General features: G+C 65.5%; 12 protein-coding genes. 7 read left to right on the top strand and 5 right to left on the bottom strand.

The window, feature by feature from the left end:
* Positions 1–11: 11 nt before the first annotated feature.
* A complete protein-coding gene (locus tag G6N51_RS08760; RefSeq protein WP_083169567.1) occupies positions 12–815 on the bottom strand; it encodes an enoyl-CoA hydratase/isomerase family protein in 804 nt (267 codons plus the stop codon).
* A 50-nt stretch (positions 816–865) separates the two neighbouring features.
* The gene (locus G6N51_RS08755; RefSeq protein ID WP_083169565.1) at positions 866–1,474 is read right to left on the bottom strand and encodes a TetR/AcrR family transcriptional regulator; all 609 of its coding nucleotides are present in this window, start codon (positions 1,472–1,474) and stop codon (positions 866–868) included.
* A 127-nt stretch (positions 1,475–1,601) separates the two neighbouring features.
* On the opposite strand from G6N51_RS08755, the gene G6N51_RS08750 reads away from it, so the two are divergent.
* Positions 1,602–2,375: a crotonase/enoyl-CoA hydratase family protein gene (locus tag G6N51_RS08750; RefSeq protein WP_372510058.1), complete on the top strand. Its 774-nt coding sequence runs from the start codon at positions 1,602–1,604 to the stop codon at positions 2,373–2,375.
* Between the two features lie 65 nt (positions 2,376–2,440).
* On the opposite strand, the gene G6N51_RS08745 is transcribed toward G6N51_RS08750, so the two are convergent.
* Together G6N51_RS08745 and G6N51_RS08740 are read right to left on the bottom strand one after the other, a co-directional pair.
* A complete protein-coding gene (locus tag G6N51_RS08745; RefSeq protein ID WP_067925927.1) occupies positions 2,441–3,580 on the bottom strand; it encodes an acyl-CoA dehydrogenase family protein in 1,140 nt (379 codons plus the stop codon).
* On the bottom strand, positions 3,577–5,040 hold the full coding sequence (locus G6N51_RS08740) for a class I adenylate-forming enzyme family protein (RefSeq protein WP_083169561.1): 1,464 nt from the start codon (positions 5,038–5,040) through the stop codon (positions 3,577–3,579). The genes G6N51_RS08745 and G6N51_RS08740 overlap by 4 nt, the downstream gene beginning before the upstream one ends.
* Before the next feature lie 159 nt (positions 5,041–5,199).
* On the opposite strand from G6N51_RS08740, the gene G6N51_RS08735 reads away from it, so the two are divergent.
* Genes G6N51_RS08735 through G6N51_RS08715 form a run of 5 tightly spaced genes read left to right on the top strand, consistent with a single transcriptional unit; the run spans position 5,200 to position 10,642 of the window.
* Positions 5,200–6,240 (top strand): acyl-CoA dehydrogenase family protein, encoded by a 1,041-nt coding sequence (locus G6N51_RS08735; RefSeq protein WP_232078283.1) that lies wholly within the window; start codon positions 5,200–5,202, stop codon positions 6,238–6,240.
* Positions 6,240–7,391 (top strand): acyl-CoA dehydrogenase family protein, encoded by a 1,152-nt coding sequence (locus tag G6N51_RS08730; RefSeq protein WP_067925921.1) that lies wholly within the window; start codon positions 6,240–6,242, stop codon positions 7,389–7,391. The genes G6N51_RS08735 and G6N51_RS08730 overlap by 1 nt, the downstream gene beginning before the upstream one ends.
* 39 nt (positions 7,392–7,430) lie before the next feature.
* On the top strand, positions 7,431–8,717 hold the full coding sequence (locus tag G6N51_RS08725; RefSeq protein ID WP_083169559.1) for an FAS1-like dehydratase domain-containing protein: 1,287 nt from the start codon (positions 7,431–7,433) through the stop codon (positions 8,715–8,717).
* Positions 8,710–9,510: an enoyl-CoA hydratase/isomerase family protein gene (locus G6N51_RS08720; RefSeq protein WP_083169552.1), complete on the top strand. Its 801-nt coding sequence runs from the start codon at positions 8,710–8,712 to the stop codon at positions 9,508–9,510. The genes G6N51_RS08725 and G6N51_RS08720 overlap by 8 nt, the downstream gene beginning before the upstream one ends.
* 13 nt (positions 9,511–9,523) lie before the next feature.
* On the top strand, positions 9,524–10,642 hold the full coding sequence (locus G6N51_RS08715; protein WP_067926130.1) for an acyl-CoA dehydrogenase family protein: 1,119 nt from the start codon (positions 9,524–9,526) through the stop codon (positions 10,640–10,642).
* On the opposite strand, the gene G6N51_RS08710 is transcribed toward G6N51_RS08715, so the two are convergent.
* Positions 10,639–11,253, bottom strand: coding sequence for a TetR/AcrR family transcriptional regulator (locus G6N51_RS08710; RefSeq protein WP_232078281.1), 615 nt, complete (start codon positions 11,251–11,253; stop codon positions 10,639–10,641). The genes G6N51_RS08715 and G6N51_RS08710 overlap by 4 nt on opposite strands.
* A 98-nt stretch (positions 11,254–11,351) precedes the next feature.
* On the opposite strand from G6N51_RS08710, the gene G6N51_RS08705 reads away from it, so the two are divergent.
* Entirely contained in the window at positions 11,352–12,350 is a 999-nt protein-coding gene (locus tag G6N51_RS08705) for an NAD(P)H-dependent flavin oxidoreductase (RefSeq protein WP_083169549.1), read from the top strand.
* Positions 12,351–12,355 lie beyond the last annotated feature (5 nt).

Genomic DNA, 12,355 nt, shown 5'->3' with positions numbered 1-12,355 from the left:
CGGCCGCGGTCTCAGCGGCTCCGGCCAGCGGCCTTGTTTCGGGCGCGCGCAACCGCATCCCGGTGTTCGTCGGAGCCCATGCTCACCAGTTCGCCGTCCAGCCCGCGCGCGAACGCGTGCTCGAGCTGGACCTCCAGATAGGAGTTCAGCGCCCGTTTCGTCTGCCTGAGCGCGGCCGGCGGCATGCTCGCCAGTTTCGTTGCGAGAGTGAGCGCTTCGTCCAGCAGGGACTGCGCCGCTACCGTGCGGCTCGCCAAGCCGAGCCGGACTGCCTCGTCCGCGGGGATACGGCCCCCGAGAAACAGGTACTCTTTCGCCCGCGACAAGCCGATGAGAGTCGGCCACGACATGCCCCCGTCCCCGGGGACGAGGCCCATACGCAGATGCGGATCGGCGAGGAAGGCGCCCTCGGCGATGAGCACGATGTCCGAGAGGACGGCGAGGCTGCACCCGAGGCCTACCGCGGGCCCGTTCACGGCCGCCACCACCGGGAGGCGGCAACGCACCATTCCCTCGATGATGGCCCTGCCCTCGGCCATGGTCTGCGCGCGCATCGCCTCGTCGTCGATGTTCTCCTGCATGTAGCCGAAGTCGCCTCCAGCGCTGAATGCCTGCCCGGCACCCGTGAGGACGACGGCGCGCGCATAGGCGTCCTCATCGAGGTGACCCCACACCTTCGCGAGCGCTCGGTGCATGGGCCGGTTGGCGCCATTGAGGTCGTCGGGACGGTTGAGGGTCACCAGCCGGATCGGTCCGGCGGCCTTCACGAGGATCCCCTTAGGGAGTCCGTAGTCCACTTCTTCGAAGGTGGGCATCGGTCTCCTCGTCGGTAGCAGGCTCTTACGACGTATAGTTTAGGTGTATATCACGCCCGCCGTTTGTGGTCGTAATGATCGAGCAGTGCCGATACCGCCTGCTCGAACGACGATCGGTCGTGTAGCGCCTTCATATAGGCGGCGAGTTCCGCATCGTCGGCCAGCTCCGAGTGCACCTCGAAGTTCGGACTCGTCTCGATCAGGAGCCGGCCCACGCTGAGCTGATGCAATCCGGCATAGGCGACATTCGCTTCCGCCCTGGTCAGGCCGGCACGTTCGAACTGCCTCAGGCAGAACGACACGATTCGCCGCGCGTTGGGAAGCATCTTGCGCGTCAGCAGAACGGTTGTCATGCCCGGCACGCTGCGCAGCGCCTCGTGAGTGTCGATGGCCGTGTCGATGAGCAGCTGACGCCAGTCGCCGGTGTCGGGGTCCGGGAGTTTGATCTTGGCGAGGATCTGATCGCCGACCAGGCGCACGATTTCGTCCTTGTCATCCACGTGGTGGTAGAGGGCCATTGCCGACACGCCGAGCTTCGCGGCGACCGTGCGCATCGTGAGCGACTCGATGCCCTCGGTCCGGATGAGGTCCGCCGCGACGGAGGCGATCAGTTCGCGTGTGAGCGGTGCCCGCTCGACTGGGGTTAGCCGCTTGGCCACTCAATGACCATACGCGTATAGGAGGCATGTCGGTGGATTACGCCGAGGGCGGCAATCGGGTTGTCGCCAGGTGCATTGCCACGAGGCCGCCGCCGTCACTATCAGTCATACTATTATGCTGTTAGCCGTGAATTCAGACGCCAACGATCCAGTCCTTGTTGAGCAACGCGACCGCATCCTCATAATCACGATCAATCGCCCGCATGCGAAGAACGCGATCGACGCCGCGGTGAGCCATGGTCTCGCCGCGGCCACCGACCGGCTGGACGGCGATCCCGCGTTGTCGGTCGGCATCATCACGGGTGCTGGCGGATCATTCTGTGCCGGAATGGATCTCAAGGCCTTCGCGCGCGGGGAGAGCGTCGCGGTGGAAGGCCGGGGCCTCGGCTTCACGGAACGGCCTCCGGTCAAACCGCTGATCGCCGCGGTCGAAGGTTACGCCCTCGCGGGTGGCACCGAGGTGGCCCTGGCCACCGATCTGATCGTCGCGGCCGATGACGCCACCTTCGGCATTCCCGAGGTGAAGCGCGGCCTGGTGGCGGGCGGCGGGGGATTGATCCGGTTGCCGCAGCGGATACCGGCGGCGATCGCCATGCAACTGGCGCTGACCGGCGCTAACCTCCCGGCGCGCCGCGCGCACGAGTTGGGGATGGTCAACGTGCTGACCGGACCGGGTGGCGCCCTGGGCGGAGCGATCGCGCTGGCCGAGGAGATCACCGCCAACGGGCCGCTCGCCGTCGCGGCGACCAAGCGGGTGATGATCGAGTCGCGCGAATGGCCGGCCGATGAGGTATGGCGCCGCCAATTCGAAATCATTGGACCTGTTTTCGCGTCAAACGACGCCAAAGAGGGCGCGGTAGCCTTCGCCGAGAAGCGGCCACCCAAATGGACGAACAGCTGACCGGTCCACTTCGTGATCTGTGCGTCGTCGAGCTAGCTTGTCCACCGCCCGGGAGTCCAGACTCGTTACCGCCGGGCCTCTTTCGGCAAGCCGAGTACGCGCTCGGCAAGGATGTTGCGTTGCACCTCGGATGTCCCGCCGCCGATCCGCAATCCGAACGATTCGAAATACTGCTCGACCTCGTCGAGATTCGCCAGCACACCGAATTTGCGGATCCGGTGGTTCAGCTCGGTGGCGACCAACTTCAGCGCGCTGCTGGCAGGGCCGGGCTCGCCGCCCTGTTGTTGCTCGGAGACGGTCTTGTACAGCAGCGCCCGAACGGCGAACACGTCGTCGGCGAGCTCCTGTAGGCGATCCATCAGGGCAGGATTGTCCGCATGGGTTTCGGCCAGCTGCGCCACGATCCGCTGCAATCCGATGACGGTGGCCGCGAATGCCGTGCTGCGCTCGAACAGCAGCGTGGTGGTCGCCACCTTCCATCCCGCGCCGATTTTTCCGAGGACGTTCTCCAGCGGGATGCGCGCGCCGTCGAAGAACACCGCGCAGAATTCGGGTCTGCCGGTGATCGCTGTGATCGGACGCACGGTGATTCCCGGTGTGCGCATGTCGGCGATGAGATACGTCAGCCCGCCGTACCGATTCGAGGCATCAGTACGCACCAGCAGTTCACACATATCGGCATTGTGGGCGCGGGAGTTCCAGATCTTCTGTCCGGTTACTACCACATGGTCGTCGTCGACCACACCCCTGGTCGTGATGGCCGCGAGGTCAGACCCGGCGCCGGGTTCGGAGAAGCATTGAGCAAAAATCAGATCGCCCGTGAGGATGCCGGGCAGCCAGCGGCGGCGTTGCTCCTCAGTGCCTTCGGAGATGATCGTGGGGCCGGCGTGGCCGATCCCGACGAAGAACGGTTCGCCACCACGCCCGCCCGCGCGTTGGTGTTCCTCGTGAAAAATCAACTGCTGCATCGGGGTCGCGTCCTGGCCGCCATATGCGGTCGGCCATGCGATACAAGCCAGGCCGGCTCCCGCAAGCCGCTTTTGCCACAGCCGCTGGGCCGCTAGATAGTCCGCGTCGCGGTCGTCGCCGACCGACGCGCAGGCCGCGAGCTCAGGAGCCGGGTTCGCCATGAACCATCGACGTAAGCGATCGCGAAATTCGTTGTCGTCCAGATCGGTCAGAGCTACCGTGTCAGATACCGTCATTGCCGCCGGCTTTCCACGAGTCGTGCGACCTCTTCGCGGTTGACCTTGCCCGAATCAAGGCGCGGGATGGCGTCGACGAATGCGATGCGACGAGGCAACTCATATGCGGCAAGCACGGCGCGCAGCGCCCGCCGGATCGTCTCAGCGTCAGCGGTTGCGCCGGGCTGCAGCACGACAGCTGCGACCGGAACCTCGCCCAGCCTCTCGTCGGGAACACCGGCAACCGCGGAATCTGCGATCTGCGCGAGATCGTTGAGGGCCGCCTCCACCTGGGCGGGATAGATGTTGAATCCTCCGCACACCACCATGTCTCGTACCCGGCCGACGACGAACAGGAATCCGCCGTCATCGATGAATCCGAGATCGCCGGTGCGCAGCCAAGTTCCGGGGCTAGCGGGTTGACCGTCGGCACCCAGATAACCCGACATGGCCGATGCGGCGCGCGCCGATATCTCGCCGACCTCACCGACCGGCACCGGTGCGCCGTCGGGGCCGAGGATCGCGACCTCTACTCCGGGTGCGACCCGGCCTACGGTGCCGTCGGGGCGCTTACCCGCGGCGACGTCGGCGGGCCGCTCGAAGGCAATCGCCCCGGCGAACTCGGTCTGCCCGTAATTACGCAGCACGGGTACGCCGTATTTCTGTTCGAATGCAAGACGCGTCGCTTCGGGAATCGCTGCGGTACCGACGATCACGTAGTCCACTCCAGGCAGCCCGCTCGCACCGTCGGACGCAGCCAGCTCCCACACCATCGCTGGCGTCAGGCCCAGCACACCGAGGCGATACCGCTCGACCAGGTCGAATACCCGCTCGGGCGAAAACTTTTCGACGAGCAGCGCCGGTTTACCAAGCCACCATGCGGTGAGCATGCCAAGGAAGCCGCCCATGTGAGCGATTGGTACCAGTACGATGCGCGGTCCACGTGCAGGCTGTCGCGGGGGGCGGCCGTCACCGTCGAGCCCATTGCCCGTAGCGATCCCCGCCACCGATCCGCGCAAGGCGGAGAACGTCAACGACGCGCCCTTCGGCGTGCCGGTGGTGCCCGACGTGAACATGACCACCGCCTCGCCGACCGGTGCGCCGTCACGAACCTCGGTGTCGGCGAAGTCGACATCCAGACCACCGCAGGTGGCCGGCGTCACCAGTGCGGCCGCCGACGTCTCGGCCAGCCGCCGCCGCACTTCGGACTCCGGCACCATCGTGCTTGCGGCGACGACAGAACACCCCGCGCGCCACGCCGCGTGGATCGCGACGACCGAGGCCGCGTTGTTGCCCAACCGCACCAGCACCCTGGTGCCCGGGGTCAGCTGCTTGGAGACCCGCTCGGACGCCTCGGCGAGCTGCCCGAACGGGTACTCCAACCCGTCGACGATCAGGGCCGTGCTCGCCGGTGCCAGTCTCGCCAGCCGGCCAAGGATGTCCTCCACGCCCGTCTGGCCTGATACCGGCGCCGCGCTCATGCTTGCCCTTCCTCGCAACGTTGTCGCTAAGACGACCGTACGAGCTCCGGACCCGTTTGCGCCGGTCCAGAACTGAGAACGGCATTTGCCCGCCAAAACGCCCGTAGATATTGCGCTCACGGTTACCGGCCTAGTTCCCTGGAATGCGTGAATTTCGAAATGGATGGCGACGTCCTGGCGCTCGCCGACGCCATTGCGGAGTTCTTCGCGCGGCGGAGCGATGCCGAGGCGATCACCGCAGCGTCGATGACGTCTCGAACCGCCGATCGTCAGCGGTGGGCGGCCCTGTGTGAGATGGGCCTGCCGGCCTTGCGGGTACCCGAACCCGCCGGAATCGGCGCGCGCCTGTTAGAAGCCACTGTCGTCGCCGAGAAGGTGGGCGCGGTCCTGGTACCCGAGCCTGCCGCGGCGACGATCGTCCTTGCCTCGGCGTGGAGTGCTCATGAGCAATCCACGGGCTTTCTCGATGCGCTGTGCGGTGGCTCGAGGATCACCGCACTGTGCGGTTTCGACACGGTCGAACTATCCGAAACGGGGGTCGTGAGCGGACGAGCCTGTGTTCCTGACGACGACGAGACCGACGCGGTCGCGCTGCCGGCGCGGGACTGTGGCGCAGGCGAGTCGGCGATCGTCGTGCTGGACACGGCGGCGCTGCCGCCGCCGGTCCGCCGGTCGGCTGCGGACCCGACGAGACCCACCGCAACGGTCGATCTGGAAGGCGCGCGCCCGGTCGACATCCTGCGGATCGGCGACTGGACCGCACACCGGCGTGAACTGGCGTTGCTCACCGCGGCCGAACTCGTGGGCGGCATGCAGGCCCTCCTGACCAAGACGATCGATCACGCCAAGGGCCGTCAGCAGTTTGGCCGTCCGATCGGCAGTTTTCAGACCATCAAGCACCGGCTCGCCGACATGTACATCGCGACCGAACAGGCGCGTGCGGCCGTGCAGTTGGCGGCGGTCGCCTGTGAAGACGGTGCCGACACCGCCTCGGCCACCGTGGCGTCGGCCGCGCGCTGGGTGCCGCGTGCCGCGATCGAGGTCGCTGAGACCGCAATTCACCTTCACGGGGCGATGGGGTATTCCTGGGAGACCGGCGTGCACCTGCATTTGCGACGTGCACTGACCACCCGACATGACTTCGATAGATCGAAACTGCTTGCAATAGGAGCTCTTTCACCACTCGTGGAGGCGGTGTGATGTCAGGGTTCAGGGAAGAGCTGCGCGCTTTTCTTCGGGCGAACGACCCTGGGCGCGCACCGAAGGATCCCGCAGAGCGGCTGGCCTGGCAGCGTCGGTGGTCGGCATTGCTGGTCGACGAGGGTATCGCTGCGCCGTCGTGGCCAAAGCGCTGGGGCGGCATGGAACTGTCGCTGACCGGGCAGGTGATCTATCACGAGGAATTCGCCAAGGTGCGACGGCCCGCGCACCCGGGGGCAGGAATCTTCGTGGTGGGCCCGACGATCATCCAGCACGGCACCGACGAGCAACGCGAACGATTCCTGCGCGCTGGTCTACGCGGCGATAGCATCTGGGTGCAAGGCTTTTCCGAACCAGAGGCGGGTTCGGACCTGCCCAGTCTGCGCACTCGTGCCGATCGCGACGGCGACGCGTACGTCGTCTCCGGGCAGAAGATCTGGATCACCAATGCGCGCAACGCCGATTGGTTGTTCGCCTTGGTGCGCACCGGGTCGCGCGAATCGCGCCAAGACGGGATAAGTTACCTGCTGATCGACATGGCATCACCGGGTGTCACGGTGCGCCCCCTTCGTGACATGACTGGCGGCTCGTCGTTCTGCGAGATATTCCTCGACCAAGTCCGTGTTCCCGTCGCGAATCGAGTCGGGCAGGAAAACGAAGGCTGGAAGATCGCCCGCACGAGTTTGGGCCACGAGCGATCGACGGCAGGTGTCGCGCAAGGCATGCGATATCGCCGGATCGTCGACGAAATACACGCTCTGGCAGCGGAACTGGGCCGCACAGGCGACCCACGGGTCCGCCAACTGTTGGCCGGCATCGAGATAGACGTGCGGCTGGTCGTCCTTAACAACACCCGGACGCTGAGCACGGTACTCGCCGGGTCCGACCCAGGGCCGGTGTCCTCGATCGGCCGGTTGATGTTCACCGAGTTCGAAAAACGGCTGCACGAACTGGCCGTCGACCTGATCGGTGCACCCGCGATGCTGTCGCCGGATGACAAGCACTCGGTGCAGCGTGGCCGCTGGGTAACCGGTTTCCTCGCCACCAGAGCCTCCACGATCGGTGCGGGTACCGCAGAGATCCAGCGCAACACCATCGCCGAGCAAGTACTGGGGCTGCCGCGCGACGACATCGTCGGTGCGAACGCCTGACACGAGCCACATCCTTCACCCGCCAACCAGGAGCCCTCCATGACCCAAGCCACGAACACGGACACCACGTCGGAAAAGTTCAAGGAAGCGACGTCGGCCGAGATCGACGACGCCGATATCGCCAAAGACCGTGCGGCGCTAAGGGTGTGGGCTGCCGCGCGCAGTCAGGAGCTCATCGCGACCGCTACCCCCGAGGCGATCCGCAACTTCGCGCACGGCTACGGCGACGACAATCCGCTCTACACCGACCCGGACTACGGCCGGGCGACGCGATGGGGCGGCCAGATCGCGCCGCAAATCATGGCCGCTGTCCTCAACGCGCCGCTACGCGGCGACAAGCTGCCGAAAGAACTGCGTGGCGGCAGCTATCGCGGGATACACGCCTTCGTGTCCGGCGGGACATGGGAGTGGTATCGCCCCGTCTATCCCGGTGACACCCTGTACAGCTTCTCAGGGCTGGAGTCCGTCGAGGAGAAAACGTCGGACTTCGCCGGGCGATCGGTGATACGTGTGCTGCGAGACGTGAAGATGAACCAGCACGCCGAGGTCGTGGGCGTCTACCGAACCTTGGTGATCTACACCGAACGCAAGAAAGCCCGCGAGAAGGGCAAGTACAGCGCGATCGAAGATCCGTCCTACACCAAAGAGGACATCGCCGCGCTGGACGAGATCTACGCCGCCGAAAAGGTGCGTGGCGCCGAACCGCGGTACTGGGAGGACGTCGTCGTCGGCGAGGAGATGGGGACGATGGCCAAAGGACCACTCACTACCACCGACATGGTGGTATTCCATGCCGGCGGTTACGGTTTTGTGCCCTATGGGCTGAAGACGGGTAGGTTGGCGTACCAGAACCGCCGCCGAATCCCGGCGTTTTACATCGACAACGAGTACGGCGTGCCCGACGTCGCACAGCGCGTGCACTGGGATTCCGAATGGGCCAAGGCCATCGGCAACCCAAGGGCCTACGACTACGGCGTGTTGCGTGAATGCTGGATTCACCACTTCCTCACCGACTGGATGGGCGATGGCGGCTTCGTGGTCCGTCAGCACGACGAGATCCGGAAGTTCAACTACCAGGGCGACATTCAGTACCTCACCGGTAAGGTCGACGGCAAGCGGCAAGAGGATGGCCTGATGCTGATCGACGTCGCCGTCGAGGTGCAGAACCAGCGCGGTGACACCACGGCGCAAGCCGATGCGACCATCAGCCTCCCCAGCCGAGAACTCGGCGCCGCCATGCTGCCGGATGCGCCGAAGGATCTGCAGCGGGACGCCGTGCGCATTTTCGAGCGCCACGGCGAACTACTGAAGTCCAACAATGCGTGACGCTTCCGCGGGGATCACGGCGGCGGTGGTCGGTTCCGCGTTGATCCTGACGTTGAACCGGCCAGACAAGGGAAATGCGTTGCGGCAACAGGAATGCGCGGCGTTGCTCGGCGAGATCCGGGCGGTCGATGGTGGTGGCGACGTGCGCGCGATTCTGATTCGCGCGGAAGGTCGCAACTTCTGCGCAGGCGCGGATCTGGTCTCTGCGAACGCCGATCAGGGCAAACCCCGCACCGGCCACTTGACCCGCTCGTTGGAGGCCGGTGCCCACGGACTCATCTCTGCGGTGTGGAACTGCCCCGTGCCGACCATCAGCGCCGTGCAGGGCAAGGCGATCGGACTGGGTCTGCATCTGGCCGTGGTGTGCGATTTCGTCGTCGCGGCCACCGATGCCGCGTTCGTCGAACCATTCTGCAAACGTGGCTTTTCGGTGGACAGCGGCGGGTCGTTCCTGCTGCCCCGGTTGGTGGGTTTGCGCAGGGCCCGCCAGATGCTCTTCCGGGGCACCGCAATCGATGCGGCGACGGCCGTGGAATGGGGTTTGATCGATGCCGCCGTCGCGCCGGATGCCCTTGAGCAGGTGGCCGAAGAGTTGGCGACGGAACTGGCCTCGGGGCCGACGTATTCGCTCGGTCACACCAAAAAGCTGCTCAACAACCCCGCGTCAGGCGGGCTGGACGCGGCGCTGTCGCAGGAGACCAAATCTGTCGAAGCCACCGTGCGGAGTGCCGATTTCAAAGAAGGCCTCCGTGCGTTCGTCGAACGACGCGAGCCGGATTTCACCGGCAACTGAGCGCGGAGGGATGATGAGTTTCACGCTTACCGAGGAACAACACGAGTTGACCGGCGCCGCCGCGGCGTTCTTCGACAAGCGCTCGCCAGAAACCGAGGTGCGGCGCCTGATGGCCGAAGGCGGCGCAGCGGATCCGGCGGTGTGGTCACAGATGGCCGGGCAACTGGGCCTCCCGGGTCTGATCGTGCCGGAGGCATACGGTGGCGGTGGTTTCCGATTCCTCGATTTCGCGCTGGTCGCAGAGCGCGCCGGCGCGGCGCTGCTGGTCGCGCCGTTGGTGTCGACTGTGGCGGCGGCAGGCGCGGTCATGCTTTCCGAGGACGACGAACTCAAGACCCAGTACCTTCCGGGGTTGGCCTCGGGCGATTGCATCGGGACGTTGGCCATCGCCGAGCAGTCCGGAAGCTGGGGTGCATCCGCGGCGGAGGTGACTGCGGAGGCAGGCGTTGGCGGCGGGGTCCGATTGACAGGCGTAAAGATGTACGTCGTCGACGGACAGCACGCCGATATATTGATCACCTCGGCGCGGTCGCCGCTCGGCACTGTCAATCTCTACGTAGTGGAGGCAAACTCACCGGAGGTGACTGTCACGGCGCTGAGCACGCTGGACATGACGCGGCCCCAGGCACGCGTCGAGCTCGCCTCCGCTCCGGCTCGCCCGTTGGCCGGCGACGCCGACGGTGAGGCCGTGTTCGAGCGGGCCATGGCGATCGCGGCGATCTTAGTGGCCGCCGAACAGGTTGGCGGAGCCCAGCGCTGCCTGGACATGGCGGTTGAGTATGCGAAGGTCCGCATCCAGTTCGGCAGGCCGATAGGAAGTTTCCAGGCCATCAAGCACAAGTGCGCCGACATGCTCGTGGACGTGGAATCGGCCCGATCGGCGGCCTACTACGCGGCCGGTGTTCTCGATGACGGCAACGACGAGGCGTTAGTAGCCGCGGCGCTGGCCAAGGCACACTGCTCGGCGGCCTATACCCGTGTCGCGGGGGAGAACATCCAAATCCACGGTGGGATCGGCTTCACCTGGGAACATCCCGCCCACCTGTACTTCAAGCGTGCCAAGACGTCGGAGATCCTCTTCGGCGACCCGGCATGGCAACGCGAACGGCTGGCGGCGCTGGTCGGAATCTAATGCATGCCGAGGGCGCGGCTGATGAACGGCATCACGATATGCTCCAACTCTTCGCGGGGAATGGGGCCGCCCGCGGCAGCCTGGTCGGCGGTCATGCCTGCGACCAAAAAATAGATCGCCTTCGCATCGGCGATGGGGTCGTCTGAGTGAAAGTCGCCGCCGTCCTTGCCTGCCCGAATGGCCTCGGCCAGCGGTGCGATCAGGCGCTCGGTGACGCGCTCGAGTTCGTCGGGATACTCGGGCAGCAGCTCCCGCCAATGCGACGCGAACAGCGACGACGGCTTCGCTAGGTCTTCCAGGTACGCCATGTCGATGGTCGCGGCCAACCATGCGCGGACCTTCTCCGGCGGGGTACTCGCTGCGTCGGCAACTCGGCGCAGGTGAATGGCCGCCCCACCGACTTCGTATTCGAGCAGCGCGAGCAACAGGTCGCTCTTCTTGTCGAAATACCGGTAGAAGCTTCGCGTCGAGAGCTTCGCCTGCCGAAGCACGCTTTCGACTTTGAACCCCCACCAGCCGCTGCGCTGGAGCACCTCCATCGCCGCCGTCAGCAGTCTACTGCGTTCGTCCTGAGCCTTCTGTGTGGTCACGGTGGCCGACGCCATCGTCATTCTCCGATCGCCATTCTTGGCTACAGGGTAGCCACCCGAAGTCCCGTTTTCAGCTACGGCACTGGCTGAGGGGCTTTTTCCGGCGATAACGTGACGTCATGGCCCTCGACCACCGGTTACGGCAGAATCTGACGCTGCCCGCGATCTGCGCACCCATGTTTCTGGTATCGGGCCCGCAGTTGGTCACCGAAGCGTGCAAGGCGGGCATCGTCGGCGCGCTGCCGAGGCAGAATGCACGCGGGATCGAGGTTTTCGACGCCTGGTTGCGCGCCATCCGCGAGGAACTCGACGTGTATTCGGAAACGAATCCGACAGCGCGGGTCGGGCCGCTGGCGGTCAACCTCGCGACGTTCCTCGATGAGGACGAGCTGGCCGAGAATCTGGGCGTGTGCGAGCGCTACGGCGTCGAGATCATCATCTCGGCGACCGGCAATCCCGCGACGCTCGCGCGACGGGTGCATGACATGGGCCGAGTGATCTTCCACGACGTGACGACGATTCGATTCGCGGAGAAGGCGATCGCGGCTGGCGTCGACGGACTGACCTGCATCGGCGCCGGCGGAGGCGGGCATTCCGGGACGATCAGCCACCTCGTGCTGATTCCCAAGATAAGAAGCATGTTCGACGGCGTCATCGTGATGGCTGGCGCGGTCTCCAATGGCGCGGTGATTCGCGCCGCAGAGATCCTCGGTGCTGACTTGTCGTATCTCGGTACGCGTTTCATCGCCACCAGGGAGTCGATGGCCGCGGACGAGTACAAGGCCATGATCTTGCGCGCCTCCTCCACGGACCTGCTGTACACCCCAGACATCGCCGGAGTGGGGGCCAACTGGATGACGGAATCGATGACCACGGTGGGGCTCGACCCGTCCGCTCTTCCCAAGCCTGCCGTAGCGGGCAAGATCAATCACACACACCTACCCGACGGTGTGAAGCCCTGGAAGAACCTTTGGTCGGCGGGGCAGGGTATCGACCTCATCGACGACATCCCTACGGTCGCAGAGCTTGTCGCCCGGCTACGGCGTGAGTACGTCGCGGCATGCAGAACCCCCGATATGGCTGACGTCGCGCGACTGGTCGACGAAGCGCTGGCCTGAGAGGA

It is taken from the genome of Mycobacterium paraseoulense (assembly GCF_010731655.1).
In the GTDB taxonomy this organism is placed as follows: Bacteria; Actinomycetota; Actinomycetes; order Mycobacteriales; family Mycobacteriaceae; genus Mycobacterium; species Mycobacterium paraseoulense.
Note: the sequence above shows the minus strand (reverse complement) of the source record. Positions and strands in the feature narration are given on the sequence as shown.

What these genes read in the sequence shown, in the direction of transcription:
- G6N51_RS08760 (WP_083169567.1), bottom strand. Translation starts at nt 815, where the DNA reads ATGCCCACCTTCGAAGAAGTGGACTACGGACTCCCTAAGGGGATCCTC.
- G6N51_RS08745 (WP_067925927.1), bottom strand. Translation starts at nt 3,580, where the DNA reads ATGACGGTATCTGACACGGTAGCTCTGACCGATCTGGACGACAACGAA.
- G6N51_RS08740 (WP_083169561.1), bottom strand. Translation starts at nt 5,040, where the DNA reads ATGAGCGCGGCGCCGGTATCAGGCCAGACGGGCGTGGAGGACATCCTT.
- G6N51_RS08735 (WP_232078283.1), top strand. Translation starts at nt 5,200, where the DNA reads ATGGATGGCGACGTCCTGGCGCTCGCCGACGCCATTGCGGAGTTCTTC.
- G6N51_RS08730 (WP_067925921.1), top strand. Translation starts at nt 6,240, where the DNA reads ATGTCAGGGTTCAGGGAAGAGCTGCGCGCTTTTCTTCGGGCGAACGAC.
- G6N51_RS08725 (WP_083169559.1), top strand. Translation starts at nt 7,431, where the DNA reads ATGACCCAAGCCACGAACACGGACACCACGTCGGAAAAGTTCAAGGAA.
- G6N51_RS08720 (WP_083169552.1), top strand. Translation starts at nt 8,710, where the DNA reads ATGCGTGACGCTTCCGCGGGGATCACGGCGGCGGTGGTCGGTTCCGCG.
- G6N51_RS08715 (WP_067926130.1), top strand. Translation starts at nt 9,524, where the DNA reads ATGAGTTTCACGCTTACCGAGGAACAACACGAGTTGACCGGCGCCGCC.
- G6N51_RS08710 (WP_232078281.1), bottom strand. Translation starts at nt 11,253, where the DNA reads ATGACGATGGCGTCGGCCACCGTGACCACACAGAAGGCTCAGGACGAA.
- G6N51_RS08705 (WP_083169549.1), top strand. Translation starts at nt 11,352, where the DNA reads ATGGCCCTCGACCACCGGTTACGGCAGAATCTGACGCTGCCCGCGATC.